This is a genomic window from Alloiococcus otitis ATCC 51267 (assembly GCF_000315445.1).
GTDB classification, from domain to species: domain Bacteria; phylum Bacillota; class Bacilli; order Lactobacillales; family Carnobacteriaceae_A; genus Alloiococcus; species Alloiococcus otitis.
This window is the reverse complement of record NZ_JH992958.1, coordinates 194180-220278: the sequence shown is the minus strand read 5'-3', so window position 1 is coordinate 220278 and position 26099 is coordinate 194180. Positions and strand designations below refer to the sequence as shown.

The following is a 26099-nucleotide window of genomic DNA, read 5'->3' as shown; positions in this document are numbered from 1 at the left end:
TTTACTTCTTGTAAAAGTTCTTTGACAGGGGCCATAAATGGGTTCTTAAGCATTTTTGCGATTGATTTTAGGATGAGTATAAGGCCCACTGCCAGTTAATCAGCAAAAAATGAAAACGGAACCATCCATCTGTCTTTGACCAAGAAAGCTAGAGTCTAAAAATATAATTTTAACTTCATCGTTCCACTTCCCAATCCTTACTCTTTAGAGTGTGGTAATGGTATAAAGGGGTGTCATTTGGTTACTTATCAGTGAGGGGGATAGTCCATGATTGGGAAAAAAATAAAAGATATTCGACTGCAAAACAAGTGTTCACAAAAAGAATTTGCCGAAAAAATAAATGTTACTCGGCAAACCGTTTGTAATTGGGAAGGGGATAAGACGGTCCCCGACATCTATAATATCTTAACTATATGTAAAACCTTTAATTGTGATCTTTCATGTTTTGTAGATGACAAGCCAAAAGTGGGTAAAGAGGAAATTCAAAAGGAAGTCAGTATCCAACCGCATTACATTTACCTGATTGCACTAACAGGAATCTTATCTTGGATTATTCCTTCATTAGTCGTGGTTAATTTTATTGAACTGATTATTTTTTATTTTTTCATAAAAGTGACCAAAGTCGAGCGGTACTTGACTTTGGGGATTTGCCTGTTTTATACGGCAACATTTTTTATTTATTATGATTTTTATTACCAAGTTTTACTTTCCTTGCTTCCAGTATAAGCTAGCCGTTATACCTTGGTCTCATTTGATCCCTGTCGTCTTTCTAAGCTTTGCAACTTCCCAAAATGCTTTAATAAAAAATCAGTTTGTTTACTAGCAGACTGGTTTTTTAGCTTGCTCAGAAGTCTATTTTAAAGAACGAATATTATGGTTGAAATATGATAAGGGCTTGATATAATAAAAATTAATAAGAGTCCGGACTTTTATTGAAGCTTAATTTGACCACTATGTATCGTTTAAAAATAATCAGTTGTAGTTGCTGGATGCCAAATCCGATTGACCTTGGAATTGATAGGCTAAGGAGACTCAGCCAATGAAATTTTTCTAAAATTGGAAGCGTATACAAATTCGCACGCTCCATGACTGAATAAAAAATTTTTATCCTATCATGCTGGAGGCGGAATTAGACCCTAGCCAATCTTGCAGTCCCAAGCAAAAGGCAATCATTTAGCGAGGTGGAAATATGACACAGTATGATCTAGTCATCATTGGTGCTGGTCCAGGTGGTTATGTGGCTGCTGAGCAGGCAGCCCAGGCTGGTCAGAAGGTGGCTGTCATCGAAAAGGAAGCGATCGGTGGGGCTTGTTTAAATGTGGGTTGCATTCCCTCAAAGACTTATTTGCAATATGCCCACTGGGTGAACACTATTTATCAAGCAAATGAAAGCGGTGTCAATTCTCAATTAGAAAATATCGACTTTAACCGCTTATATGAGCGGAAGAATCAAGTGGTCCAAAGCCTGCAAAATGGGATTCATTCTATTTTTAAGGCCAATGACATTGACTATATCCAAGGAGAGGCCAAGGTCAAGGAGGACAAAATTTATGTGGAAGATAGGGAAGTTTTCTATCAAAAGCTTATACTGGCTACGGGATCCAGACCTTTTATTCCAAGTCTTAAGGGCTTGGACGGGGTTGATTATTTAACGACCGATCGTTTCTTTGATTTAAAAGAAATCCCAGACCATTTAGTCATTATAGGAGGTGGTGTGATAGGGGTTGAGATGGACTTTGCCATGCGACCCCTAGGAGCCGAGGTTAGCTTGTTGGAAGTAGCGGATGATATATTGCTGAGTGAAGATGAGGAAGCTAGAGCAATCATTAAAGCCAAGCTGGAAGAGATGGGTATTGACCTGGAAGTGAAGGCAGATATTCAAGAAGTCCAAAAAGACTCGGTTCAAACAGGGTCAAAGTCTTATGAATTTGACCAAGTCCTCTTGGCAACGGGTCGCCAGGCTAATTTAGACCTGGCCCAAGACCTGGGCTTAGCCCTGACAAGGGATGGTCAGTTTGTTCAAGTGGACAGCTATTACCGAACCAGTAAGGCACACATCTATGCCATAGGGGACTTGGTAGACAGTGCCCAGCTCGCCCATGTGGCCAGTCAGGAAGGGAAGTGTGCGGTCAACCACCTGACCCGCCAGCCCAGCCAAGCCTTTAACCAGAAACTCATCCCAAGATGTGTTTACACTGACCCAGAAATTGCCAGCTTTGGTTTCAGTGAAGCTGAAGCCCAGGAGGCAGGCTATAGGCCCCGACTTTACCGGCAAACTTTTGCCTCGAATGGCCGGGCCCTAGCCTCTGGTCAGACAGAAGGCTTTGTGAAATTGTTAGTGGATGAACGATTTGGCGAGATACTAGGAGGGGTGGTGGTAGGTGCAGGAGCAAGTGAAATGATCCACCAACTCTTGACCCTGGTGGCTAGTGAAGCCACCGTTCATGAGTTGGCCAATGTCATTGTCGCCCACCCGACACTTTCAGAAGTTATCGGAGAGATGAGTCAGAAGATAGTGATGGACCGAACTCATTAAGCTAGGGAGGAAATGAAAATGGAAAAAATGAGCAAGCAAGAAGCCAGACAGACCCAAGCCCATGCCATAACTGAAAGTGATGTCAAGCTCGATGAAGAAACCGTCAGTTTTACCCAGGACCAGGCAAGATGGCTCTTTAAAAAAATGAACGACATTCGCAACTTTGAAGATGAGGTTCACCGCCGCTTTCTCCAAGGCGAAATCATCGGCTTTGTCCACTTGTATGCGGGAGAAGAAGCCATTGCCGCTGGGGTTGGCAGCCTGCTTAACGATGGGGACTTCATTGCTTCCAACCACCGGGGCCACGGCCACTGTATTGCCAAGGGTTGCGATATCAAGCAGATGATGGCAGAAATTTATGGTAAAAAAGACGGCCTCTGTAATGGCAAAGGTGGCTCCATGCACATCGCCGATATTGACAAGGGGATGCTAGGGGCCAACGGGATGGTTGGCGGTGGTTTCGGTCTCGGACTGGGAGCTGCTATGCGGAATAAGTATTTGAAAAACGATAATGTAACGGTTGTCTTCTTCGGTGATGGGGCCTCAAATATCGGTAACTTCCATGAAGTCATGAACATGGCTAAAATCTGGAATGCCCCTGTGGTCTTTGTGTGTGAAAACAACTATTTTGCCCAGTCCACCCCATCCTGGTATGCTTCCGCTTCCGATACCATAGCGGACCGGGCCATTGCTTATAATATGCCGAGCGCCCGGGTCGATGGCAAGGATGTGGTCGAAGTTTATACGGCTGCCAAAGAAGCCATCGAACATGCCCGCAATGGTGAGGGACCGTCCTTCATCGAGTGCGTCACCTACCGCAATTATGGCCATTATGTAGGGGATGAGCAAAAGTACAAAAAACAAGATGGCAAAGAGAAGGAATTGGCCGACACCGACCCAATCGAAAAATTTAGAGACTATATCTTGCAAGAAGACCTTTTAAGTGAAGAAGAGTTAGACAGTCTAGCGGAAGAATCGCAAAAGGATATTGAAGCAGCGGTTCAATTCGCTGAAGACAGTCCAGAACCAGACCCAGAAGCCTTGTATGAAGACGTATTAGCTTAAGCACAGTTTGGGAGGGGTAGTAAAAATGACTGAAATGACATTTATGCAAGCAGTCAACAATGCACTAGACTTGGCCATGGAAAAAGATGATACCGTTTTGTTGCTGGGTGAAGATATTTACGGCGGGTCAGGCGTTGAACACTTAGAAGAAAAAAATGAAGATGCCTGGGGTGGATCTTTCGGTGTCCTCAAGGGCTTGGGACCCAAGTATGGGGCTGACCGGGTGATCGACACACCCATTTCTGAACACGGTTACATGTCGGCTGCCGTTGGGATGGCGGCGACTGGGCTTAGACCGGTGCCCGAATTAATGTTTAATGACTTTATCGGCTGGTGCCTTGATGCCATACTCGGCCAAGCCACCAAGTTACGCTATATGTTTGGGGGGAAAGCGAAGGTTCCTATAACCGTCCGAACCGCTCACGGGGCAGGGGTTTCGGCTTCAGCCCAGCACTCCGGGTCCTACTATGGGATTTTGGGCAATATCCCAGGCTTGAACATTGTCGTCCCAGCCACACCCCATGATGCTAAGGGACTTCTTTTGGCCTGTATTGAAGATGACAATCCCTGCTTTTTCTTTGAAGATAAGACCTTGTATGGGTCTAAGGGAGAAGTTCCGGATGACTACTACACCATTGAAATTGGCAAGGCCAAAGTCGTTGAAGAAGGGGAGGACCTTACCCTTGTAACGATTGGTAAAATGCTTTTTGTCGCCCAAGAAGCCGCTAAGGAATTGAAAGAAGAGGGGATTTCCACTGAGATCATTGACTTACGCACTGTTGCCCCATGGGACCAGGAAACAGTCCTTGCCTCAGCCCGAAAAACTGGCCGGGTGATCGTGGTAGACGAAGACAACCCCCATAACAATACGGCAACCGATATTGCCTCTGTTATTATGAGGGAAGCCTTTGACTACCTAGACGGTCCAGTGTTGACGGTTTGTGCGCCCAACACCCCCGTTCCATTTGCCCGCAACTTGGAAGCCCTCTACATTCCAGATACCAACAAGGTGATCACAGAGGGTGCCGAGTTAATTGACGATTTGAGACAACATTAAGGGGGAAAAGCTATGGCTACAGAAGTTAGAATGCCTACCCTCGGCCTAACCATGAAGGAAGGCTTGATCGATGAATGGTTGGTCGAGGAAGGGGATGAAGTTAGTGAAGGCGATGTCGTTGCTGTGATAAGCTCCGAAAAACTAACAGCAGATGTGGAGGCCCCTGAAGACGGCACAATCATTAAAATTACGGCTGATGTCGGGGATGAAGTCCCGGTCAAAGAAGCCATCGCTTATGTCGGTGAGCCGGGTGAAGAGGTTGAGGAAGAGGCCGATGAAGAAAGGGATGAGGAAGCTAGCCAAGCTGGTTCAGCTGACCAGGCTGGTGTCCCAGACCAAGCAGAAGCATCTGACAAAGAGGCTGACCAGGAAGCCAGCCAAAAACCGTCAAGAAAAGAAGCAAGTGAGTCTCAAAGTTCACCTGGCTCTGGGGGAGACCGGATTTTTATCACACCGGTTGCCCGTAAATTAGCCCAAGAAGAAGGTTACGATATCGCTCAAATAAATGGGACCGGTGCTAACGGACGGATTACCAGACGGGACGTTGAAGCTTACCAACCAGCTAGGGAAGGAGTTAGCACACCAGCCGCTCAAGCAGAATATGGTCAAGGTTTAGAAGGCATGCGGAAGACCATCGCTTCCCGGATGATGACCTCCTTAAATACCACAGCCCAAGTAAGCCTCCATACCAAGGCGGATGTGACCGAATTAATGGCAATGCGGCAAGATGTCAAGGACAAAATTGGTCGCTCCTTGGACAAAGGCGAAATCAGCCTGCTTAGCCTGGTTGCCAAAGCCACTATTCTAGCCTTAAAAGACCACCCAGAAATGAATGGCTTGTACTTTGATGGGGAATATACCCAGTATGACGAAATCCACTTAGGCATTGCTGTCGATGCTGAAGAAGGCTTGTCTGTGCCGGTGATCAAGGATGCCCAGACCCTGTCCTTAAGTGCCATTGGGGAAAGAACTCGCTACCTGTCTGAAGGGGTCCGAAAGGGCAACTTGCCTGGCGACTTATACGGTGGGTCTACCTTCTCCATCTCCAATATTGGCAGTGAGGGAATCGACTTCTTTACCCCAATTATCAATACACCTGAAATTGGTATCCTAGGGGTCGGGACAGTCAGGAATGAATTGCAATTTAACGAAGATAAAGATATTGTCGGACACAGCCAGCTAGGCCTAAGCTTGACCTTTGACCACCAAATCGTTGACGGTGCACCCGCAGCCCGGTTCTTAGCTAGCATTGTTTCCTACCTGGAAAACCCTTATGAATTACTGCTTTAGCCGGTAAACTATGTGAGTAAAGCAAGGTTAAGACTATGATTTAGCCATTAGAAAGTTAAAAATCGATAACTAGGTCTGCCGCAAACAAATCAATATACTAACAAGAAGCAAAAAGCCCCAATCCAAGTAGCTTTCATGGCGCTTGGACTGGGGCTTTGTTTTTTGGTTCTTTGTCAAGTGGACTTGGGGGGAAAGAGCAGAGACCTGCTCATACTCTTTGCCTTAGGAGCCACTAGCTTTTTCTAGGGACTTAGCCACCTTGCTTCAACTAGCTGAGCACTAAGGTGTGGTCAATCATGCCGGCCACTTGGTCCCGGAGATTGTGGGTGATCATGATCACACTGGTTTCTTCGTCACTTAAGAGGAGCTTTTCGATGCTGATGGCAGTTTCCTGGTCTAAGCTGGAGGTTACCTCGTCTAAGAGGAGGATTTTTTTGTCCCTGAGTAGGGACCGGGCGATGGACAGGCGTTGCTTTTGCCCACCGGACAGCATTTTCCCGCCCTCACCAATATAGTAGTCCAGGCCGTCTGAATGCCCAGCTATCAAGTCAGCCAAGTGGACTTGGTCTAAGGCTTGGTAAAGGTCCTCATCGGAGTAGGTTTGGCCCATTTCCAAGTTTTCCCGGATAGTCCCGTCAAAGATATGGGGATTTTGGTCGATATAGAGGACCTGGTCAAAGAGTTCCTGGTAAGTAGACTGGTTAAGTTCCTTGCCAGCTAGTCGGATCGAGCCTTGGTAGTGGTCTAACCTGCCACCAATTAGGTTCAAGAGAGTGGACTTGCCACTGCCACTTTCCCCAACAATGGCATAGTTCTTGGCCAGGTGAAAGTCCATTGTGAAGTTATCAATTACCTGCTTGTCCGCGTAGGCAAAGTGAACATTTTCCAAGCTATAGCCCCCAGTGAGGGGCTGGGTGGTCAGTGTTTGCTCCTTGCTTTTGGGACTGGCCTGGACCCTTTGGAATTTTTCGAAAATAGGCTGGCTGGACTGGATCCGGGAGATCATCTGGCTCAGGTTACCTGAGCTGTTAAAAATGTTCCCTGCCAGGCTGGTGGTGACCATAATGGACCCCACTGTCACCTGGCCGGTCAAAGCTAGGTAACCGGTCAGAGCGATAATCCCTACCTGGCCCAAGACATTGCCCAAGCCACCTGCCACCGCCACCCAAGCCATGACTTTGGTGTAGTGGAAGGACTTATCGGACAAGTCCTTGGCCTGGTTAGCTAGTTGGTCTTTCATAAAGGGGAGCTGGCGGTAAGAAAAGAGAGTATCATAGGCAGCTAAAAAGTCAGTCACCTTACTTAAGTAACTTTCATGGCCCTGGCTGAGCTTGATTGTTTCCTGGACAATGGTTGATTTAAAGAGTCTTGGAAGGAGTAAAATCAAGGCAAGGGACAAGAGAGTATAGGCGATTAAAAGCCAGTGGAGGGTGAGCAGGGTGAGGAGGCTCAGGACTAGGGAGATAATGCCAGCCAAGAGGTCGTAAAATGGGCTGATGGAGTCAGTGGCAACCTGCCTGACATCATTCATCAGCCAGGAGGAGTAGCTAGCTGGTTTCTTTTGGTGGAAGGTCTGGTAGTCTGTTTTGACGAGCCGGTCGACCAGTCCCTCTCTTAAGGAGACCTTCATTTTTTCTTCCGTTTGCCCCTGGTAGACGATCCTGAAGTAGGTGAAGGTCAAGTACATAAAAAAGATAAGGAGGGTTAAAAGAATGGACTGGACAAACTTGGTCAAGTCAGGTTGAACGATGGAATTGACAGCTCTGGACAGGGTGAAACTACTGGCAATTTCAGCCAAGCTGACACTAGCCAAGACCAGGATAATGACTATATTTCGAAATTTGAATTCCTTTACTAGTTCTTTCATTACTATTCCTCCACTTTTTTATTGTATAATTTGACTACCATCACAAGGTCAAGCTACTAGGCCAGTTTGGCTTAAGAGAAAGAAGGGGTCAGCATGACCATTGGTGATTTATTAAAAGAATACCGGCTCAATATGGGCCTGACCTTGAGTGAGATGGCTGCTGGCGTCTTGTCAACCTCCTACTATGCCAAGGTCGAAAAAGACCAACACCGGATTACGGCCACAGACCTCTTTGACCTGCTGGCCAGCCATGCCATTCCCTTAGATGACTTTTTAAACCACTACCTGCAAACACCCCACTCCTTTAAAAAAGACATGGAAGCTCTTATCACCCTTCATTACCAGGGAGACCTGGCCGGGATCAAAAAAATTATGGCTGCCTACCGCAAGCTTGATACAGAAAAGGCCCAGACCATAATTGCCCTAGGGGAAAGTTGCCTCTATGACTTAGACCAAGGCCGGGCTATTTCTGAGACCAGCAAAGACCTGATTAAGGAAAAACTCTTTTCCCTTCCAAACTGGAACCTTTATAAGTTATCCATTTATGCTAATTTTGTCTCCTTGTATGACATCCCGAGTAACCAGGTCTTTGTCTCGGCCATCTTGTCCAAGAACTTGGACCAATACAATAAGGGGGAGAGGGAGGTCATCGGTGTCATCTTGCTGAACTTTATCGAAGTCTTGCTAGACCAAGGCGAGCTGGCTCTGGCCAGCTACTACCTAGACCAGACCCAAAAAGTCCTGGTCACCCGTCCCGAACAGCTCTATTACCATGTTGTCATGCACTTTTACAAGTCCCTGGTCCGCTATTTGCAAGGTCATGACCCAGACCATTTAGCCCAGTGCCAGGCCCAGTTAAACTTCCTCAAGACCAATGGCTACACCCAAGAGGCGGCCAGTTTAGCAGCCTTTCTTGAAAAAAATTCCGGCTAAGTCTTTGTGGCAGGGGGCTAGTCTTATTCCGGACCATGACTTTCAACTAATGGAAAATTTCTTCTCGGTGGCAAGGGCTGGTTTCTACTTTGGACCCCGTCAAACTTAATCTTTAATAATGACAACATCAATATCAATTTTAATGCCTGTTAACCCGACTTCCATAAGGATGACCTCCCTTCATTTGGACTAGCTTTAGTATAGTCTGGCGCGGATTTGGCCAAGGGTGATTTGTCGTAAGTGACAAAATAGTTTATATGTGACAGCAAAAAAGCCAAGCTAGTTTGACCTAGTTTGGCTTTTCTGATTGTTTTGAATAGATTAAGTAAGCTGGGGGCTTTTGCTGACCTCATTTAGGCCTGGTTTTTAAAATAATCCAGGGACCGGAGGCGGAGGTAGAGGGCTGTGGCTAGGAAGGCCTTGAGCAAGTCGATGGGGAAGAAGGTCAGGATATTGGTCACAATGACCGCTCCAAAGGGAATTTCCACCATCATAACCCGGTTCATGATAAAGTACTGGTGGGTAACTCCGAACAAGTAGAGGATAAAGATGGCGACCACCATGTGGAGGAGGACTCCTTTAAAATCGAGGGGGTCGCTGAGTTTCTTCCCCAGGTAGATGGCCTGGATTAGGCCACCGATTAAAAAACCAAAAGAAGGGCTAAAGATTGACTGGAAACCACCTGTCCCCCCTGCCAAGACGGGGAGGCCCAGTAAGCCCAGTGCGATATAGAGCAAGATGGCTAGACTTCCCTTTAAAGCTCCCAGCAAGGCTGGAATGAGGAGGAAGAAAAAAACTTGGAGGGTGACCGGGACCGGCCAGAGGGGGATCACCAGGATGGAAGATACTGCTAAGAGGGCTGTGAACAAGGCAATGTAGGTCAGGTCACGAACAGACATGAAGTCAACTCCTTCTATTACAATCATCTCTTAAATTATACACTAGCTCCAGGGTCTTTGTCAGTTAATCAGGCGAAAAAATGGCAAGTTATCTATTTATCTCATATTAAGCCCGTATCAATTGCAATTAGGTGAGAAATGTTTAATAATAGAAGGTAACTTAGACTTTAGAAGGTGATGGAATGCAGCAAGCAATCAAAGATTATATCCTAGACCATGAAGCAGACATGGTTGAGATGAGACGTTACTTACACCAACACCCCGAATTATCATTTGAGGAAGTGGAGACGACCCAATTTTTCGTCGACAAGTTAGAAGAATTAGGCCTCCCTTACCGAACCTTAGACCCGACTGGTGTGGTAACTGAAATTGAAGGCGACCATCCCGGCAAGACTGTCCTCTTGCGGGGGGATATGGATGCCTTGGCAATCAACGAAGCCAATGATGTAGACTACAAGTCTCAAAATGAAGGGAAGATGCATGCTTGTGGTCACGATGGGCACGTCTCCATGCTCTTTTTAGCCTTGAGAGCCTTGAATGCTAACCGGGACTTGATTCACGGGACCGTCCGCTTTATCTTCCAACCAGCCGAAGAGATCGGTCAAGGGGCTAAGACAGTGGTTGGTCAGGGTGTTACAGAAGGGGTCGACAATGTCTTTGGCCTCCACATTTTGTCAGCCGACGAAACCCACAAGGTATCAGTTGAGCCGGGCCCAATCCTTGCAGCTGGGGACAAGTTTACCGTCAAGTTTAAAGGTGACGGAGGCCACGGTGCCCAACCTCACGCCAGTAAGGATGCCCTGCTCATGGGAGCCCAGTTCGCTACCAATGTTCAAGCTGTGGTATCTCGGACGGTAAACCCCCTCCAACCTGCAGTGGTTTCCCTTGGTCAATTTGAATCCGGTAGCCGGTTTAACATTATCCCAGGCGAGTCAACCCTGGTTGGCACTGTCCGGGTCTTTGACAACCCAACCCGGGAAAAGATAGAAGAAGGAATCCGCAAGTATGCCCAAGCCATCGCCCAGGCCTGGGACGGGCAAGCAGACGTTGAATATGAACGCCTAGTCGAGTTTGTCGACAATGACCGGGCTTCTGCCGAGCTGGCTCAAAAAGTGGTCACCGAATCCTTCGGGGAAGAAAACCTCCGCCACAACCCAGCAACCATGGGCAGTGAAGACTTCGGCTACTTCTCTCAACAAGTTCCCGGTACATTTGCGACAGTGGGCTGCCGGAACCCAGAAAAAAGTGCTAACTACCCTCACCACCACCCGAACTTTAACATTGATGAGGATGCCTTAAAAACAGGTGCTGAACTCTATGCCCAGTATGCCTTGGCCTACCTGGACCAGGATGAATTTTAACTAACCATAAACGATTAAAAGCAAGCAGGTTAGCTTGAGCTAGCTGCTTGCTTTTTTGTGTGTTTGCTGGAGGATGGTTGATGGTTTTGTCTTTGAAGCGGTGCCTTTTTATTCGAGCCTAGGCCTAGACAAATTGACTTGGCACTAAACAAGGCTAGTCCAGCCTAGCCCATCCTAGCCAAGTCTTTAGATAAACTGAGCTAGGTCCAAGACTCCATCCAGTTCGGCTTCAATTTCAGACCTCAGATTGTGGGTGATCATGATGACGGTTAATTGGGGGTTGGTGACAAGATTTCTTTCAATATTGAGGGCAGCTTCTTGGTCCAGACTGGAGGTTCCCTCGTCGACCAAGACAATATTTTTATGCCGGATAAAGCCCCTTGCCAAGGCCAGGCGTTGCTTTTGCCCACCGGATAGGGACCGGCCGCCTTCGCCTACTGGGGTATCTAGGCCATTCGCCAAGCCTTTGACATAGTCTGTTAGGCCGGCTTCTGCCAGGGCTTGCCAGACTTGGTCTTCACTAAAGGTCTCACCCAGGCTAATATTATCCAAAATGGTCCCTTCAAAAATATAAGGGGTTTGGTCTAGGTACATAACTTCCTCCCGGATATCTTCTCCCCTAGTTTCCTTGATCTCATTGCCACAAATTCTTAAGGATCCTTGGTAGTCGGTTAGTTTGCCGTTTAAGATATTAAAGAGGGTACTTTTCCCACTCCCACTTGGGCCAAGGATAGCGTATTTCCCATTCTGGGTGAAGTCATAAGAAACACCCTGGTCCCAGAGCTGGTCACCTTGGTCATAAGTATAGTTCAATTGGTTAAGGGAGATAGTGTTGTTGGCCACTTCAAAAGATTGGGATTGAGGCCGGTCAGTGTTTTTGAGGGATTGGAATTTTTCAAAGATGGGGGTAACACTTTTGATCTCCAAAATGGTGTTGGTAATATTGCCCACACTGTTAAAGATCTTATTACTCAAGGCCTCGGTGGCGTTAATGGACCCGATCGTTACAATTTGTTGGAGGGCTAGGTAACCCGTTAAAACCAAGATACCACTCTGGCCTAAGAGGTTCCCGGAAGCCCCAAGAATGGCACTGTAGGTCAATTGTTTCCGCTGGTCAACTTTTTTATCGGCCAAGTCTTGGGAGGCTTGGTAGACCCGGTCCCTGATACGGGAGACCAAGTTATAAGAAAAAAGGGTGTCAAAACCTTGCAAGACACTGGTCACTGTTCCGACAAATTTTTCCTGTTCCTGAGTCATCTCAAGGGTAGAGTCTTGGACCCGTTTTTTGACCAGCATGGGCAGGAAATAAGTTAAAAGGGAAATGGCGAAGGCGAAAAGAACAATACCCCAGTGGAAGAAGATTAGAGAAACAGTTGCAAAAAGGGCTTCGATAATCATGGTGATACAGGCGTAGAGGTTGGTAAAGCCAGTTGATTCGATAGTGGTTATATCGTTGTTCAGCCAGGAGATAAAGGCAGAGGCTTCGTGTTGGTGGAATTCCTGGTAGGTGAGGTCTTGCAAACTTTCTGTAATATCTGTCCGGATCTGGGTGACCATGAGCTGGATGACCTTGGCTTCGTAGGGAATCCGGAAGAGGAGAGACAAGACATACAAGCCTAGCATGAGGACAATAGCTAGCATGGACCAGAAGAACTGGGTCCAATTAAAGGCGATCAAGGAGTTGAGGGCACGGGCATTTAAAATACCAGCCAAAATCTGGGCTCCAGCCCCAACAGTAATGATGAATAAAAGAAGGAGGTTTTCCTTCCAATAAGCTTTTATGTAAGTTGACATGGGTCCACCACTTTCTTGTTAATTTGACGAATTTAAGCGTTAGCGACCTCATTCTCAGCGATCACGTTTTAAATTAAAATCGTTTTTTTATTTTTGTATTATTATTATATTATATTTATTTAGAATATTCAAATATTTTTTAACTTACTTGCTTGTTTTTGGAAGTTGGTCCCTCATATTTTAACTTAAGCAATGGAATACAGGTAGTTAAAGTAGCCATTTGCTTCAACTAAATCAGCAAAACTGCCTGATTCGGCTATATTGCCATTCTTCAAGACCAGAATTTCATCATACTGTTCTAATAGGCCTTTAGCCAAAGAGTGGGTGATCATAATTTTGGTTTTTTCACTTAAGTTTAAAATATCATTTGTAATTTGATAAGCCGTTTCCTTGTCTAAGGCAGAAGTGGCTTCGTCTGTTAAAAAAATGGAGGAATTTTTCAATAAGGCTCTTCCGATGGCAATGCGTTGCTTTTCACCGCCGGATAGGTTAACCCCATTTTCCCCACAGGAATAGGAGAGTCCTTTATCATTAACTAGCTTGCGGAGGGAAGCTTGGTCAATCACTTCTTGAATTTGGTCCTCGTCAAAGTCTTGGAACATTGTCAAGTTATCTAGAATGCTGGCATTAAAAATAAAAACATCCTGGTCTATCAGGCTGACTTCTTCATATAAAGCATCTAGTTTGGCATCCTTCAAGTTAATTTGGTCATAATAAATATTTCCAGATACTGGTTGCTGGTTTTTCATCAGTAATTTTAATAAGGTTGATTTGCCTGAACCAGAAGCCCCTACGATGGCGTAGGACTTGCCCCTTTTAAACTCCCAGTCAAGATCTTTCAGGATTGTATCCCCTCCAGGATAGGCAAAGGAAACTGATTGTAGTTTAATCGATTCTTCCAGGCTGGGTAGTGGAGTCATCTGTTGATCTGGGTCAGCCTCCCCTGGATCGAGGAAAGAGGCAGCCTTCTTGATTAGTCCTAAGGCAGCCCTTCTTTCTGAGATCATAGTCGGCAGGTTGACCACTGGGCTAATGATAAAGTTCATTAAATTCACAAAGGAAATGATCATCCCAGCTGTAAAGCCTTGGTCATTCAGGACTAAATAAGCTCCAAACATGGTGACAGCTAACTGGGTAAAAATGCCAGACCCCTGACTAAATAAGCTAATGGTTAATCGACTGTTCTCTAATTGTTTTTTGTTTTCTTCTAAATTTTCATTGCTTTGACCCAAGTGTTTTGCAATTTGTTTTTCGGCCTTAAAGTTTTTAACCAAGGGGAAGCCATTGATAAAGTCTGAAATAATGCCCACAAAAGTCGAATTTTTCTTGGAAATAACTTGCTCAATCTTAACTAGGCGCGAGCCCGTAATTAATGAAGATATTACAGGAATCATGGTGATAGCAATGGAGACTAGGGTCATTAATACAGATAAGTACAGCATAAAAGCTAAAGCCCCAATGAAGGTTACGATTTCAGTGATTAGGGCAATTTGTTGCCGGACGTATTTCTCTTCAATGACCTTGGTATCATTGGTTAGGGCGGATAAATACACCGATTTCCCCAGTTGGCTAAAGTCGGCTATGTTTTTACGTAAAAGCTTTTGGAGCAAATACTGCTTATAATTGACCATCGCTCTTTTAATATAACGGGGGAAAAAATAGGCATTTAGGGCCATGATAACAACTGTTAAGAGGATAAAGGCAAGTGCCAAGTAAAGGACTTGCATAAAAGTCATAGACGCTTCTCCCGTAGCAATATCAATAGCCATCTGGAGTAACCAAGAGAGGGCCACATTGATCGCTGCTGTCCCAAAAGCCACGGCAAGAGTACCAAGAAGATAGAACTTATTATCTCGGTACAACTCTTTTACTAATTCCTTATAAAGCTTTTCTTTCATCTGAATCCCCCTTGCGGTATATATCAGCTTTAATTAATTGTTTATTATTTTACTTATGATAAAATCAATTATATCATTTAAATAAAATAATTTATAATTTTAAACTTATTATATATTTAAAAGGATCTGAAAGCAATAGAGGTAAAAGACGTAAACGATATGATAAAATTGTAAGATTATCTGATGTTTTTACTTTTCAAAACAAAAGCCTTGCAATGCCAAGTAACTTTCTATATAATATACCTGCTGAAATGAGATTGAGGAATTAGTTAAATAAGATCGACGTAGTGAAAGTACGTCCTATCAAAACTTGACCAGCTGGATTTGGTCGCTATTGGTGGGAAGTGCTTTTTTTATTGACCTAGGCGACGAGCATTCTTGTGCATTGAGGAGGTAAAGTGATGTCTTTAGATTTTGATACCATTGCGGCTATTTCAACCCCACCAGGTGAAGGGGGGATTGGGATCGTCCGGATTTCCGGTGAAGAAGCCATTGCCATAGCAGACCGGGTTTACCAGATGGGGAGCAAAAAAATTTCGGACCAGGACAGCCACACCATCCACTACGGCCGGGTGGTAGACCCTAAAACGGACCAGGTGGTGGATGAAGTCATGGTGACCCTGATGAAGGCCCCCAAAACCTATACCAAGGAAGACGTGGTGGAAATCAATAGCCACGGGGGCATTTTAGCCGTGAACAAGGTCCTCCAGCTGGTGTTAAACAATGGCGCCCGCTTAGCTGAACCGGGTGAATTTACCAAGCGGGCCTTTCTCAACGGCCGGGTCGACCTCTCCCAAGCTGAAGCAGTCATGGACATGATCCGGGCCAAGACGGACAAGGCCATGCAGGTGGCGGTCAACCAGATGGACGGGGACCTGTCCAAGTTGATCCGCAACTTACGCCAGGAAATCCTGGATACCCTGGCCCAGGTGGAAGTCAACATTGACTACCCAGAATACGATGACGTGGAAGAGATGACCTCTCAAATGCTTTTGGAAAAGGCCCAGTCTGTCAAAAGCCAGGTCAAGGCACTCCTGGAAACCGCCCAACAAGGCAAGGTTCTTAGAGAAGGCCTGGCTACTGCCATTATCGGCCGGCCCAATGTGGGCAAGTCCAGCCTGCTTAACAAACTCTTGCGGGAAGAAAAGGCTATTGTGACGGATGTAGCCGGGACCACCCGGGACATTGTCGAAGAGTATGTCAGTGTCAAGGGGGTCCCCCTCCGCTTGATCGACACAGCTGGCATTCGGGACACGGAAGATCAGGTGGAGCGAATCGGGGTCGAGCGGTCCCGCAAGGCCATCCAGGATGCTGACTTGGTCTTGTTGGTCTTTAACCAACATGAAGCCTTGACCGATGAAGACCTGGCCTTGATTGAAGCTACCAAAGACCACAAGCGGATTGTCATCTTGAACAAGTCTGACCTTGACCAACACTTGGACTTAGACCGGCTCAGCCAGGCCCTGCCGGATGCTGACTTTATCACAACGTCTGCCATGACCGACTTAGGCTTGACTGACTTAGAGGACAAGATTGCTGACCTCTTTTTCTCCGGCCAAACAGGGGACCGGGACGCTACTTATGTCTCCAACACCCGCCACATTTCCCTCCTCAACAAGGCAGTTGATGCCTTGGATGAGGTGATTGAAGGCATTGACTTAGGTATGCCGGTTGACCTGGTCCAGGTCGACATGACCCGGGCCTGGGACTATTTAGGGGAAATCACCGGCGACAGTGTCCAAGATGAATTGATTACCCAACTATTCAGCCAGTTCTGCTTGGGTAAATAGACTGGACTGGCTTGCCTGGCAGAAACAAATGAAAGAGCTAGATTGGTTTGAAGGGTGAAAACTGAACCTGCTTGCTGTGCAGAAGAAATATGATTCCGCTAGTTCAGTTGGGGAAAAACCGCCCCTGACCCTTTAGCTGAAGGCCAAAAGTATCAGCTGATTTTACTTAAGTCAAGAGAAAGCTGACTGCCAGACCGGCCTCCTTCCAAGCCATTTTTTGCCAAGCAAGCCTAAGATTTTCAAACGAAACACAAGACTGACCCTGGAAATAGAAAGGAAGTCATTGATGGAAAGATACCAAGCTGGATCGTACGATGTCATTGTAGTAGGAGCAGGTCATGCCGGGTCAGAAGCAGCCTTGGCAGCTGCCCGTTTAGGGGCTAAGACCTTGCTGGTAACCATCAGCCTGGACATGGTGGCCCACATGCCCTGCAACCCCTCTTTAGGTGGCCCTGCCAAGGGGATTGTCGTCCGAGAAATTGACGCTTTAGGCGGGGAAATGGGGCGGAATATCGACAAGGCCTATATCCAAATGCGGATGCTCAACACCGCAAAAGGCCCAGCAGTCCGTGCCCTAAGAGCCCAAGCCGACAAGCATATTTACTCCAATGAAATGAAAAAAACCCTAGAGCGCCAAGAAAACCTGGACCTCAAACAAAGTGTGGTCAACGAACTCATTGTCGAAGACGGAGTGGTCAAAGGAGTTGTCACCCACTCAGGTGCTTCCTACACTGCCCAAGCTGTGGTCTTAACAGCCGGGACCTCTTCAAGAGGGCAAATTGTGGTAGGCGACTTGAAATACTCCTCCGGCCCCAACAACACCCTAGCCTCCATTAAACTCTCTGAAAACCTCTTGGACCTAGGCTTTGAACTGGACCGGTTTAAAACAGGGACCCCACCGCGGATCAACAAGCGGACCATCCACTACGGTGAGACCGAAATCCAGGAAGGCCACAAGACCCCCAACCACTTTTCTTATGAAAGCAAGGACGAAGACTACCTAGAAGACCAAGAGCCTTGCTTTTTAACCTACACCAACTCTGACTCCCACGATATTATCCGGGACAACTTGGAACGAGCCCCCATGTTCACCGGGATTGTGGACGGGGTAGGGGCCCGTTACTGCCCTTCCATTGAAGACAAGGTGGTCCGGTTCTCAGACAAGCCCCGCCACCAAATTTTCCTGGAACCAGAAGGCCTGGACACCGACGAAATCTATGTCCAAGGCTTGTCTTCTTCCCTGCCAGAAGACGTGCAACTGGAAGTTCTCAAGACCATCCCCGGCTTGGAAGACGTGGAGATGATGCGGACCGGCTACGCCATTGAGTACGATGTCGTCACCCCTCACCAACTCCGCCCTTCCTTGGAAACCAAGCTCGTTGACGGTCTGTTTACGGCTGGCCAAATGAACGGGACCAGTGGCTATGAAGAAGCAGGAGGTCAAGGGATTGTAGCCGGCATCAACGCTGTTCGCAAGATAAGAGGCCAAGAGCCTTTTGTGATGAAGCGGGACGAAAGCTATATCGGGGTCATGATCGACGACCTGGTCACCAAGGGAACCAACGAACCCTACCGTCTCTTAACCTCCCGGGCGGAATACCGGCTCCTCCTCCGCCACGACAATGCCGACTTCCGCTTGACCGAAAAGGGTTATGAACTTGGCTTGATTTCCCAGGACCGCTATGACCGCTTCTTGGAGAAAAAAGCTATCGTGGAAAAAGAACTGGCCCGGCTCAAGTCAGCCCGACTGACCCCAAGCGATGTCCACGACTACTTGGAAGCAAAAGGCGAACCCCAGCTCAAGGACGGCAAGCAGGCTTATGACTTTTTGAAACGCCCTTATGTGACTTACGAGGACCTGATGGAATTTGTCCCCGCTCCAGAAAAACTGGGACGTTACGAGGCAGAACAGGTTGAAATTTCCATCAAGTATGAAGGCTACATCGAAAAAGCCAAACGCAAGGCGGATAAGATCAAGCGGATGGAGAACAAGCGGATTCCAGACCAGATCGACTACACCCAAATCAACGGTTTGGCGACCGAAGCCATTGAAAAACTGGACCTTATCCGGCCGGAAACCATTGCCCAGGCTAGCCGGATCAGCGGGGTCAACCCAGCAGACATTTCTATCCTCATGGTTTACGTCGAACAAGGCCAAGTCCACAAGGCGAACCAGGCTTAGCTTAGGTCCTTGGATTTGGAAGCGGGACTTGCTTCTTAGTTGCCAGTTGATTAGCTTTTGCCTAGACTGTGCCGACTTGACCGAGGCAAGTGGGAAGGGGAAGAGCTTGAGCCTGCCTGCCGATTTTAAAGACCAGACAAAAGACAAGCTAACCCCTTCTCTTTTCATTTGGCTTGGAAACAAGGTTTTTTCAAAGGCAAGCGCATTGCCTGGGTCGGTTTTTTATCCTAGAATAGACCTATGAGACTTGACCATTCAAAGGAGCGCAACCATGTTTAAAGAATTTAAAGAGTTTATCATGCAGGGGAATGTTTTAGACCTTGCCATTGGGGTTGTCATGGGGGCAGCTTTTACCGCCATCGTCAACTCCCTCGTTGAAGATCTGATTGGACCGATTATTGCAGCTCTCTCAGGTAACTCGGACATCAGTGGCATGACCATTTCCATTGGGTCAGCCGAGTTGGGAGTGGGAGCCTTTTTACAATCCATCATCAATTTTTTCCTAATCTCCATCGTCCTCTTTATCATCATCAAGGGAGTCAACACCATCACCCGGCAGTTCAAGCACGAAGAGGAAAAAGAAGAAGAGTCTGCCCCAACTGCTGAAGAACTCCTGGCTGATATCAAGACCATCTTGAAAGAAGAAAAACAAGCCCAAGCCAATCCCCCTGAAGAGGAAAGCCCAGACCAAGCCCAATTAGGTCAATTAGAAGAATAAGACCAGACAAAAAGGCCAGCTGACGATTCAGCTGGCCTTTTTTGTATCTGGGTCGCTTTTATTGTGTAGTCACTTTTGTGCTAGGACATTGGCGCAGGGGCTGGGAGAGAAATGGGCCTGCCACTCAAGTCTTTTATCATAAGTGGCCCCGGCCGGCTAACTCCTTTATTTCTGGGCAATTGTCACGTTGTGGCTTCATAACTCCTTTATTGCTCAGCAATTGTCGCGTTATGGCTTCCTAACTCCTTTATTACTGGGCGATTGTCGCGTTGTGGCTTCCTAACTCCTTTATTGCTGGGCGATTGTCGCGTTATGGCTTCCTAACTCCTTTATTGCAGGGCAATTGTCGCGTTATGGCTTCATAACTCCTTTATTGCTCAGCAATTGTCGCGTTATGGCTTCCTAACTCCTTTATTTCTGGGCGATTGTCGCGTTGTGGCTTCCTAACTCCTTTATTGCGAGTCAATTGTCGCGTTATGGCTTCATAACTTCTTTATTGCGAGTCAATTGTCGCGTTATGACTTCATAACTCCTTTATTGCTCAGCAATTGTCGCGTTATGGTTAGCTAACTCCTTTATTACTCAGCAATTGTCGCGTTATGGCCAGCTAACTCCTTTACCGCAGCCGAATTGTCGCCTTACGTCTGTTTACCGGCAAACATCTGCCATTGTCGCCTCTTAGCTGGACCAGACCTCCCCTAAAAAGTGAAAATATTACAGTCCAACCATCCAGGCTAGAAGGCCAATCATTTGCCACCCCCACTGACTCTTTAAACCCTAGACCAAAAGGCCGATAAAGCCACTGGAGGCATAGAGGACCATGAATTGGACACCGTAGTTGACGCCCCAGCGGTTGAAGATTCCAGAAATGCTGGCGATCAATAAGACACCGAAGACGTTTAACCAGCCAGCATCCATGTAGGCCAGGACTACCACAAGGGCAAGGAAGAGGCCTAATATGGCTTCATGGGGGATTTTTGAAAAAATAAAGAGGGTAATTTCCTTGGCATAGCGGACAGTAATAAAGTAGGTGATGGCAATAGCCACCCCAGCCCCTAAGACAACCGGCAGGACAAATTCGCCAGTAGTCAACTGATGGTAGAGGTTGTTGTCTAGGGTGTAGACGGGGGGAGCGTTAAAGAGGGCATTGCCCGGACCAATCGCCACCCCGCTTAAAGGAATCCCAATAGCCAGCAGGGGGATTAGGATGCCGGCAATATAAGAGGCATTGTTTAAGGCATTCATGACTGTGACTGTCATCTTGGACCGGTCCAGCTGGTCTTTTTCGCGCTGGGCCAGGCTTTCGCCGATAAAAACCATCATCCCCACGGGGGACATGAAGAAGGTGATAACCCCTAAGACGGTGGCCAAAACACTGGAGGCCAATTCCCTTCTGGACAAGATCTGAAGGGGGTTGAGGCTGGACTTGGTCTCCGTTTGGCTGATGGTCGTCTTTAGATACGTGTCTCGCTTAAATTTCTCAGCAACCGACCCACCACTTAAGAGTTCCAAGAGGTTGACCATCAAGGGGCCAATGGTAATGGCCAGGAAGAAAGAAATAAAGACTTCCTCCCCCTCTGGCAAAATTTCCAGGCCCCAATAGAGCTGGTTGAGCCCTTGGAAGAGGATGGACAGGGGCAGGATGGCTAGGAGGGACATGACCTTGTTTTTGGACATGAGGGCCAAAAAGAGGGTTCCGATCATAAAGATCAAAGTAGCATTGTCTGAAATAGCTTGGCCAAAGGGGACTAAAAAGGAGGCCAGTAAAAAACTGAGGGGGATGGCCAAAACAGTTCCCACCAAGGACCCAGCTGACATTTTCCGGATGCTGGTGTCGGTTAGACCTTCCTGTTTCAAGTCCATGGCTGCTGGAATCATGGGAGCAGACATGACACCTGAGGGGATGCCGACCACGCCGACTGGAATATTGCCCGTAATCATCTTGGAGACAATGGCGGCGATAAAAAAGCAGAGGAGGACTTGGGGCGGGATTCCGGTCAGGGCCAAGACCAGGGTGACCGGGGCCAGGACAGCTGTTTCATCGGTACCAGGGATGACCCCAAGCAAGGTGTAAAGGAGAGCGCCGAAAACTGCCATGGCCAGCATTTGGCCGACAAGTACAAGGTCCATAGCTAGTCTTCCTCCTTGCCTGGCTTAACTCGGTCAATCTGCCGTTTGGGTTTGAAGAGGAGGGAGTTGATGACAGTTGCCAGGACGATACCAAAGATCCCTGCCAAGAGTTTGAGAGAGTCACTAGCTGGAGCGACCAGAAAGAAGCCCAGTCCCATTACCGTTGCCAAGGCCAAGGAAAAGAGGAGGGGCTTGACGGCAATGACATCGCCCCAGACTTCATAGAGTTGGTCTTTTTTACCATCAGGATTTTTCATTAGAACCTTCCTATCTCAATTAAGTGTAATAATTAACAATCTCACGTTCCATTATCATACACCAGGACTAGACAGAATTGAATGGCTTTAAGAAAATCTTATTGATTTTGTGGGGATGGGCTAGCCTAGCGTTTCAGTCAAGTAAGCCTTATCAATTATTCCATAGCCTTCTCAATACCAGCTTTTTAATAATAGTTTTAGGAAAAGAATGGAATTTACCATGGATTGATTCTTATAAGTATGATATATTAGAAAACGTAGTTTGTTTTATCATTGGAAATCGTTGATCTTGGTGGCATTTTACTGGATTTTTTAGGGTATTAGTCTGATAAATTCTATTTATATCAGCTAGAAGATCAAATCGGACTAATTGAACCTTATTGGCCTAGAAAAATTTAATTTAGTCATACAATAAATCCAGTAATGTGAAACTAGTTACATGTTTGGAAAAGGGTCATATAATCAAATAATGAGTAAGGATAACAATTGGATAACCTTTTTCCGAACATTTGTGACAGGGGGATTAGGGTAAAATCTAATGAAGTTAACAAAACAGCAGTCCTTAGAATCATTCGCAATGAAACGACTCAAAATTAAAGGAGAGATTTAATGGTTGGTAAAAATAACTTTAAACTAAGACGGGAGAAAATGGGGAACAAATTCTACCGTTATTCCATCAAACGCTTGTCCATTGGGGTAGCGTCTGTTGCTGTTTCAGCAGGCTTTTTGTTTGCTGGACGGGAGGCTGTCAATGTTAAGGCGGCTGAAGTTTCAGACGAAAATCAGGCCCTAAGTCAAGAACTTGACCCAGACCAAAACCCAGCCTTAAGTGAAGGTTCTGGTGTAGAAGACCAGGAGACTTGGGAAATTCCTAGTAAATTCGGTACTGAACTTCCTGATCTAGACGAAGAACTCCTCGAAGGCATTGACGACGACCAGGAACTTCTACAAGAAGTAGAAGGCCAATCACCGGAGGAAGCGCCAGAAGAAGCCAAGGGTCATGAAGAAGAAAGCCAAGACATCGAAACTGAGGACGACTCAGACCATACACCTAGCCAAAACGAGCTGGACCAAAACGAGCTGGAAGAAACCCTGACCGAGGATCCAGACGAGGATGACCCTGAGGAAGACCAAGCTGACCAAAATGATCAAGAGGGTCAAGTTGATGAAGCCGGTCAATGGGAAGAAGACCAGACTGACCAAGATGATAACAGAGAAGGTCAAAATCGAGAAGACTTAGGTCAACCGGATCAAGAAGCTGTTACAAGACCTGACCTAGACGGCGACAAAACAGATGAAAGCAAACCAGCTGACCATTCGGGGGATAGTAGTGAAGAAGGGTCAGTTAAACCTGAACTCTCCTTGAGAAACTACATAGACCCAGAGGGTAAAAGCCTGACTGAAATCATCACAGATGGCTTCGTCAAAGCGACCCTGGACGATCAAGAATTAGATATTGTCCGACAAGACGGTCACCTCTTGCTCAACCAACCTCTCCAAACAAATGGCAGATTACAACTAGAAGCCATTAACGCGGCAGGGGTAACCAACCGACGGGATTTTGACCTAAAAGAAGACGGTACACTCAACCCCATTAAACTTGTGGAGAACAAGCTCGAAAATGGCCGGTTACAAGATTCTACTGCTGACAGTTCAAGCCAATATTCTAACCGTGCTGCCAACCCACAACCTACCGCAGGCACAACTCGATCAGCTAACACCTTAAGTCGTGCTGCCAATGACAACCTTTCTCCCCAAAGTGGCCGGGATGTGAGTAATGAGGTAATAGTTGAAGGTAATTTACAAGTCCCAACTGATTCATACACTGTTGCTAGATTTTTGGGAATACCAATTAAAAAGACTGGTAATTATATCCAACCAACTAGTGGTGACAGTATTTATTTCACACTTTCAGTTCAAGTTCCTGAAACTGTTACTAGTGGAGACTATATTGACTTGCATTACGCTCCAGAAATTGCCATTGGTCAGGTTGATGTAAATGCTCGCACAGGCTTATCTTTTAGAGAACGTAGATTACACGAACAAATATATGGCACTCCTAGACCAACAATTACTGATGGAAATGGCGATATCATTGCCTATATAGAAGATGATCGTGAAAACAATATCATCCGTTATACTTTCACAGATTATGTTGATAGAAAATCGAATGTCCGATTTTCTCACACATTAAATCACTGGATTGATTTAGGAGAAGCACAGAACACTGGGGAGTATCCTTTATATTATAGAATTGGTGACGAAGTTTTCAGAGAGGATACTTTTATAGACTATCGTCAAAACGTCAGAAGAAATGGACCAGCATCTACATCGTCTGTCATAAACTGGGTCGATGATAAAACTAATACATTTAGAGCAACAGCCTATTTCAACATTGACAACAATTATATTGGAACAGAAGGCAGAGTTTTTTATATCACAGCTACGGAAGGAACAGAACCCGGAGCTCCGAATGCTATCAATATGGATTCATTGGACATACGGGTTTACCGCGTGTCAGATGGTAGGGTATTACCAGAAAGTAGAGCTTTTGATCCAGTTGCAGTTGGAGCAGAGGATATTACTGATCAAGTTAATGTCGAAAGTTATTTAACAAGTGATAATGCGACAGAAGATGGAGACTACTGGATTGACGCGCCAACCAATAACTCTGACACCTATATTATGGTAGTCCATGGAACATTTGATCCCGATCGTCTAGGGCCTCAAGGTGAATTTGGTATGCAAGTACAGTCAAATGATGTTGATTATGAGACAGGCCAGCAGGCTGGACATACATCATACCTAGTATATTCTGTGGAAGCCCTATCCGGTGAGGGCAATAATATAATCGAAGGTGGAGGCGAAGATAAAGAAGAAGAAAAAGGCCCTCTTTTTGAAATGACCGTTGAGGATACTGGATATGGTACTAAATTTGTAGAATCAGATAGGCCCGGTTGGACAGGTATTCGAGAAGTTAGACCTGGTCAAAATGGACGCGTCCGAGTTTTATACGTTCACGTTAACCCAGACCAAATTCCTGGCTTTACCCCAGATGATTTTGTCAATATCCGCGGCCAATACTACCAAGAAGTCTCCCGTGAAGTTATCCAAGAGTCAGAAGACCAAATTGTCGAATACTCCCTACCAAGAATTGTCAATTCAATTAGAAGACCAGACGGTAGCATTGAATTTATTTATAACGATGGACACACCTTTACTGTTCCGCCAGCTCCTACCCCTCAGACCCTTGTTCCGGTTGTAGAGACTGACCGAGGCCAAGGTCCATCAAATCCAAGTGACGATAATATTCGAAGTTATTTGACTGACAATTACAATGGTGACACACGTCTTGGTACATGGGTAACCATTAAAAACCCTACTGGTAACTATACTATTACCGGCGAACCAGAATTTATTGAAAGTTATCGTTTTATTCCAGATGGTGCAAATGGTGAAAGAGGTAAAGATGGCCGTTCAGTTACTATCGACTTGGTAGATGGTGAAGTAGAAGGTCGAGAAGGCACATGGGTTTTTGTCTATCAACTTGATCTTGAAGGCAACCAAGGCGAATTGATTGATAGTGAATTTATTCCAGATGGCCAAGATGGTCACAAAGTTGTTATTGAGAATAGAACACCCCAAGGCTTTGACGTAGTTATCCTAGATGGAGAGGGTCAAGAACTTGATCGTGAAACTGTCTCCCACGGTGCCAAAGGTGACCCAGGTGAAGACGGAATAAATCCAGTCATTCTAACCGCCAGAGGTCAAGGACCAGCAGATCCAAGTTATGCTCTGGAAGTTATTAACGAACCAGGAAAATACAATGGACCTTATGTTTCAGGTTTATGGATCACCATTTATTCTCCAATTGGTAGAACTAGCACTGGGGAACCTAGATACAGAGAAGACGTTCGATTCATTCCAGATGGTCAAAATGGTGAAAATGGTCGCGATGGTCTTACACCACGTGTTCGTCTTGAAGATGGATCAGATGCCTTGGATAACTCAGGCAAATGGGTGATTGTGGAATACCCAGTCATCGACCCAACAACTGGTGAACTTGTAGTAGATCCAGTAAACAACGAACCTGTTTATAGTGAAATTCAACGTGAGTTTATTCAAGATGGCGAAGACGGCCTTACTCCACGTGTTACTGTGGAAAGCGGCTTTGATAGTGATGGTAATGCTGGTTCATGGATTATCGTAGAAAGTCCACTCACCAACCCAATCACTGGGGAAGTCACTTATGAAGAAACCAACCGAACCTTCGTAAAAGACGGTCAAGACGGTGACGATGGTGAAGATGGAGCCGACGGCAA

General features: G+C 46.2%; 17 protein-coding genes. 11 read left to right on the top strand and 6 right to left on the bottom strand.

Annotated elements, in window-relative coordinates:
- Positions 1–267: 267 nt before the first annotated feature.
- The 5 genes from HMPREF9698_RS08415 (at position 268) to HMPREF9698_RS03540 (ending at position 5948) form a co-directional block, all read left to right on the top strand.
- Positions 268–726: a helix-turn-helix transcriptional regulator gene (locus HMPREF9698_RS08415; protein WP_003777372.1), complete on the top strand. Its 459-nt coding sequence runs from the start codon at positions 268–270 to the stop codon at positions 724–726.
- Positions 727–1189: 463 nt separating this feature from the next.
- A complete protein-coding gene (gene lpdA, locus HMPREF9698_RS08795; RefSeq protein WP_003777371.1) occupies positions 1190–2536 on the top strand; it encodes a dihydrolipoyl dehydrogenase in 1347 nt (448 codons plus the stop codon).
- A gap of 18 nt (positions 2537–2554) precedes the next feature.
- Positions 2555–3601 (top strand): thiamine pyrophosphate-dependent dehydrogenase E1 component subunit alpha, encoded by a 1047-nt coding sequence (locus tag HMPREF9698_RS08790; RefSeq protein WP_003777370.1) that lies wholly within the window; start codon positions 2555–2557, stop codon positions 3599–3601.
- Between the two features lie 25 nt (positions 3602–3626).
- The gene (locus tag HMPREF9698_RS03545; RefSeq protein ID WP_003777369.1) at positions 3627–4658 is read left to right on the top strand and encodes an alpha-ketoacid dehydrogenase subunit beta; all 1032 of its coding nucleotides are present in this window, start codon (positions 3627–3629) and stop codon (positions 4656–4658) included.
- Positions 4659–4670: 12 nt separating this feature from the next.
- Positions 4671–5948: a dihydrolipoamide acetyltransferase family protein gene (locus HMPREF9698_RS03540; protein WP_003777368.1), complete on the top strand. Its 1278-nt coding sequence runs from the start codon at positions 4671–4673 to the stop codon at positions 5946–5948.
- Positions 5949–6216: 268 nt separating this feature from the next.
- Here the strand turns inward: HMPREF9698_RS03540 and HMPREF9698_RS03535 are convergent, their stop codons facing one another.
- Positions 6217–7815 carry an ABC transporter ATP-binding protein gene (locus HMPREF9698_RS03535; RefSeq protein ID WP_003777367.1) on the bottom strand — a complete coding sequence of 533 codons (1599 nt, stop codon included), beginning with the start codon at positions 7813–7815 and terminating at the stop codon, positions 6217–6219.
- A gap of 93 nt (positions 7816–7908) precedes the next feature.
- On the opposite strand from HMPREF9698_RS03535, the gene HMPREF9698_RS03530 reads away from it, so the two are divergent.
- A complete protein-coding gene (locus tag HMPREF9698_RS03530) occupies positions 7909–8748 on the top strand; it encodes a helix-turn-helix domain-containing protein (RefSeq protein ID WP_003777366.1) in 840 nt (279 codons plus the stop codon).
- A 353-nt stretch (positions 8749–9101) separates the two neighbouring features.
- Here the strand turns inward: HMPREF9698_RS03530 and HMPREF9698_RS03525 are convergent, their stop codons facing one another.
- On the bottom strand, positions 9102–9647 hold the full coding sequence (locus HMPREF9698_RS03525) for a biotin transporter BioY (protein WP_003777365.1): 546 nt from the start codon (positions 9645–9647) through the stop codon (positions 9102–9104).
- A 182-nt stretch (positions 9648–9829) separates the two neighbouring features.
- Here HMPREF9698_RS03525 and HMPREF9698_RS03520 point away from each other — a divergent pair, with 182 nt between their 5' ends.
- Entirely contained in the window at positions 9830–11008 is a 1179-nt protein-coding gene (locus tag HMPREF9698_RS03520; protein ID WP_003777364.1) for an amidohydrolase, read from the top strand.
- A gap of 186 nt (positions 11009–11194) precedes the next feature.
- Here HMPREF9698_RS03520 and HMPREF9698_RS03515 read toward each other — a convergent pair whose 3' ends face one another.
- Together HMPREF9698_RS03515 and HMPREF9698_RS03510 are read right to left on the bottom strand one after the other, a co-directional pair.
- Entirely contained in the window at positions 11195–12802 is a 1608-nt protein-coding gene (locus HMPREF9698_RS03515; protein WP_003777363.1) for an ABC transporter ATP-binding protein, read from the bottom strand.
- Positions 12803–12987: 185 nt separating this feature from the next.
- Positions 12988–14700 (bottom strand): ABC transporter ATP-binding protein, encoded by a 1713-nt coding sequence (locus tag HMPREF9698_RS03510; RefSeq protein WP_003777362.1) that lies wholly within the window; start codon positions 14698–14700, stop codon positions 12988–12990.
- Between the two features lie 401 nt (positions 14701–15101).
- Between HMPREF9698_RS03510 and mnmE the strand changes: the two genes are divergently transcribed.
- The 3 genes from mnmE (at position 15102) to mscL (ending at position 19390) form a co-directional block, all read left to right on the top strand.
- Positions 15102–16490 (top strand): tRNA uridine-5-carboxymethylaminomethyl(34) synthesis GTPase MnmE, encoded by a 1389-nt coding sequence (gene mnmE / locus HMPREF9698_RS03505; protein WP_003777361.1) that lies wholly within the window; start codon positions 15102–15104, stop codon positions 16488–16490.
- A 286-nt stretch (positions 16491–16776) separates the two neighbouring features.
- Positions 16777–18672 (top strand): tRNA uridine-5-carboxymethylaminomethyl(34) synthesis enzyme MnmG, encoded by a 1896-nt coding sequence (mnmG, locus tag HMPREF9698_RS03500; RefSeq protein ID WP_003777360.1) that lies wholly within the window; start codon positions 16777–16779, stop codon positions 18670–18672.
- A gap of 271 nt (positions 18673–18943) precedes the next feature.
- Positions 18944–19390, top strand: coding sequence for a large conductance mechanosensitive channel protein MscL (mscL, locus tag HMPREF9698_RS03490; protein ID WP_003777359.1), 447 nt, complete (start codon positions 18944–18946; stop codon positions 19388–19390).
- Positions 19391–20167: 777 nt separating this feature from the next.
- Here the strand turns inward: mscL and HMPREF9698_RS03485 are convergent.
- The gene (locus HMPREF9698_RS03485) at positions 20168–21520 is read right to left on the bottom strand and encodes a tripartite tricarboxylate transporter permease (RefSeq protein WP_003777358.1); all 1353 of its coding nucleotides are present in this window, start codon (positions 21518–21520) and stop codon (positions 20168–20170) included.
- Between the two features lie 2 nt (positions 21521–21522).
- Positions 21523–21777 carry a hypothetical protein gene (locus tag HMPREF9698_RS03480; RefSeq protein WP_003777357.1) on the bottom strand — a complete coding sequence of 85 codons (255 nt, stop codon included), beginning with the start codon at positions 21775–21777 and terminating at the stop codon, positions 21523–21525.
- Positions 21778–22386: 609 nt separating this feature from the next.
- On the opposite strand from HMPREF9698_RS03480, the gene HMPREF9698_RS08955 reads away from it, so the two are divergent.
- The coding region (locus tag HMPREF9698_RS08955; RefSeq protein WP_003777356.1) for an Ig-like domain-containing protein at positions 22387–26099 on the top strand (3713 nt) is incomplete at its 3' end.

Bases quoted from the DNA above. Each gene is read 5' to 3' on its own strand.
- HMPREF9698_RS08415 (WP_003777372.1), top strand. From the start codon at position 268: ATGATTGGGAAAAAAATAAAAGATATTCGACTGCAAAACAAGTGTTCA.
- lpdA (WP_003777371.1), top strand. From the start codon at position 1,190: ATGACACAGTATGATCTAGTCATCATTGGTGCTGGTCCAGGTGGTTAT.
- HMPREF9698_RS08790 (WP_003777370.1), top strand. From the start codon at position 2,555: ATGGAAAAAATGAGCAAGCAAGAAGCCAGACAGACCCAAGCCCATGCC.
- HMPREF9698_RS03545 (WP_003777369.1), top strand. From the start codon at position 3,627: ATGACTGAAATGACATTTATGCAAGCAGTCAACAATGCACTAGACTTG.
- HMPREF9698_RS03540 (WP_003777368.1), top strand. From the start codon at position 4,671: ATGGCTACAGAAGTTAGAATGCCTACCCTCGGCCTAACCATGAAGGAA.
- HMPREF9698_RS03535 (WP_003777367.1), bottom strand. From the start codon at position 7,815: ATGAAAGAACTAGTAAAGGAATTCAAATTTCGAAATATAGTCATTATC.
- HMPREF9698_RS03530 (WP_003777366.1), top strand. From the start codon at position 7,909: ATGACCATTGGTGATTTATTAAAAGAATACCGGCTCAATATGGGCCTG.
- HMPREF9698_RS03525 (WP_003777365.1), bottom strand. From the start codon at position 9,647: ATGTCTGTTCGTGACCTGACCTACATTGCCTTGTTCACAGCCCTCTTA.
- HMPREF9698_RS03520 (WP_003777364.1), top strand. From the start codon at position 9,830: ATGCAGCAAGCAATCAAAGATTATATCCTAGACCATGAAGCAGACATG.
- HMPREF9698_RS03515 (WP_003777363.1), bottom strand. From the start codon at position 12,802: ATGTCAACTTACATAAAAGCTTATTGGAAGGAAAACCTCCTTCTTTTA.
- HMPREF9698_RS03510 (WP_003777362.1), bottom strand. From the start codon at position 14,700: ATGAAAGAAAAGCTTTATAAGGAATTAGTAAAAGAGTTGTACCGAGAT.
- mnmE (WP_003777361.1), top strand. From the start codon at position 15,102: ATGTCTTTAGATTTTGATACCATTGCGGCTATTTCAACCCCACCAGGT.
- mnmG (WP_003777360.1), top strand. From the start codon at position 16,777: ATGGAAAGATACCAAGCTGGATCGTACGATGTCATTGTAGTAGGAGCA.
- mscL (WP_003777359.1), top strand. From the start codon at position 18,944: ATGTTTAAAGAATTTAAAGAGTTTATCATGCAGGGGAATGTTTTAGAC.
- HMPREF9698_RS03485 (WP_003777358.1), bottom strand. From the start codon at position 21,520: ATGGACCTTGTACTTGTCGGCCAAATGCTGGCCATGGCAGTTTTCGGC.
- HMPREF9698_RS03480 (WP_003777357.1), bottom strand. From the start codon at position 21,777: ATGAAAAATCCTGATGGTAAAAAAGACCAACTCTATGAAGTCTGGGGC.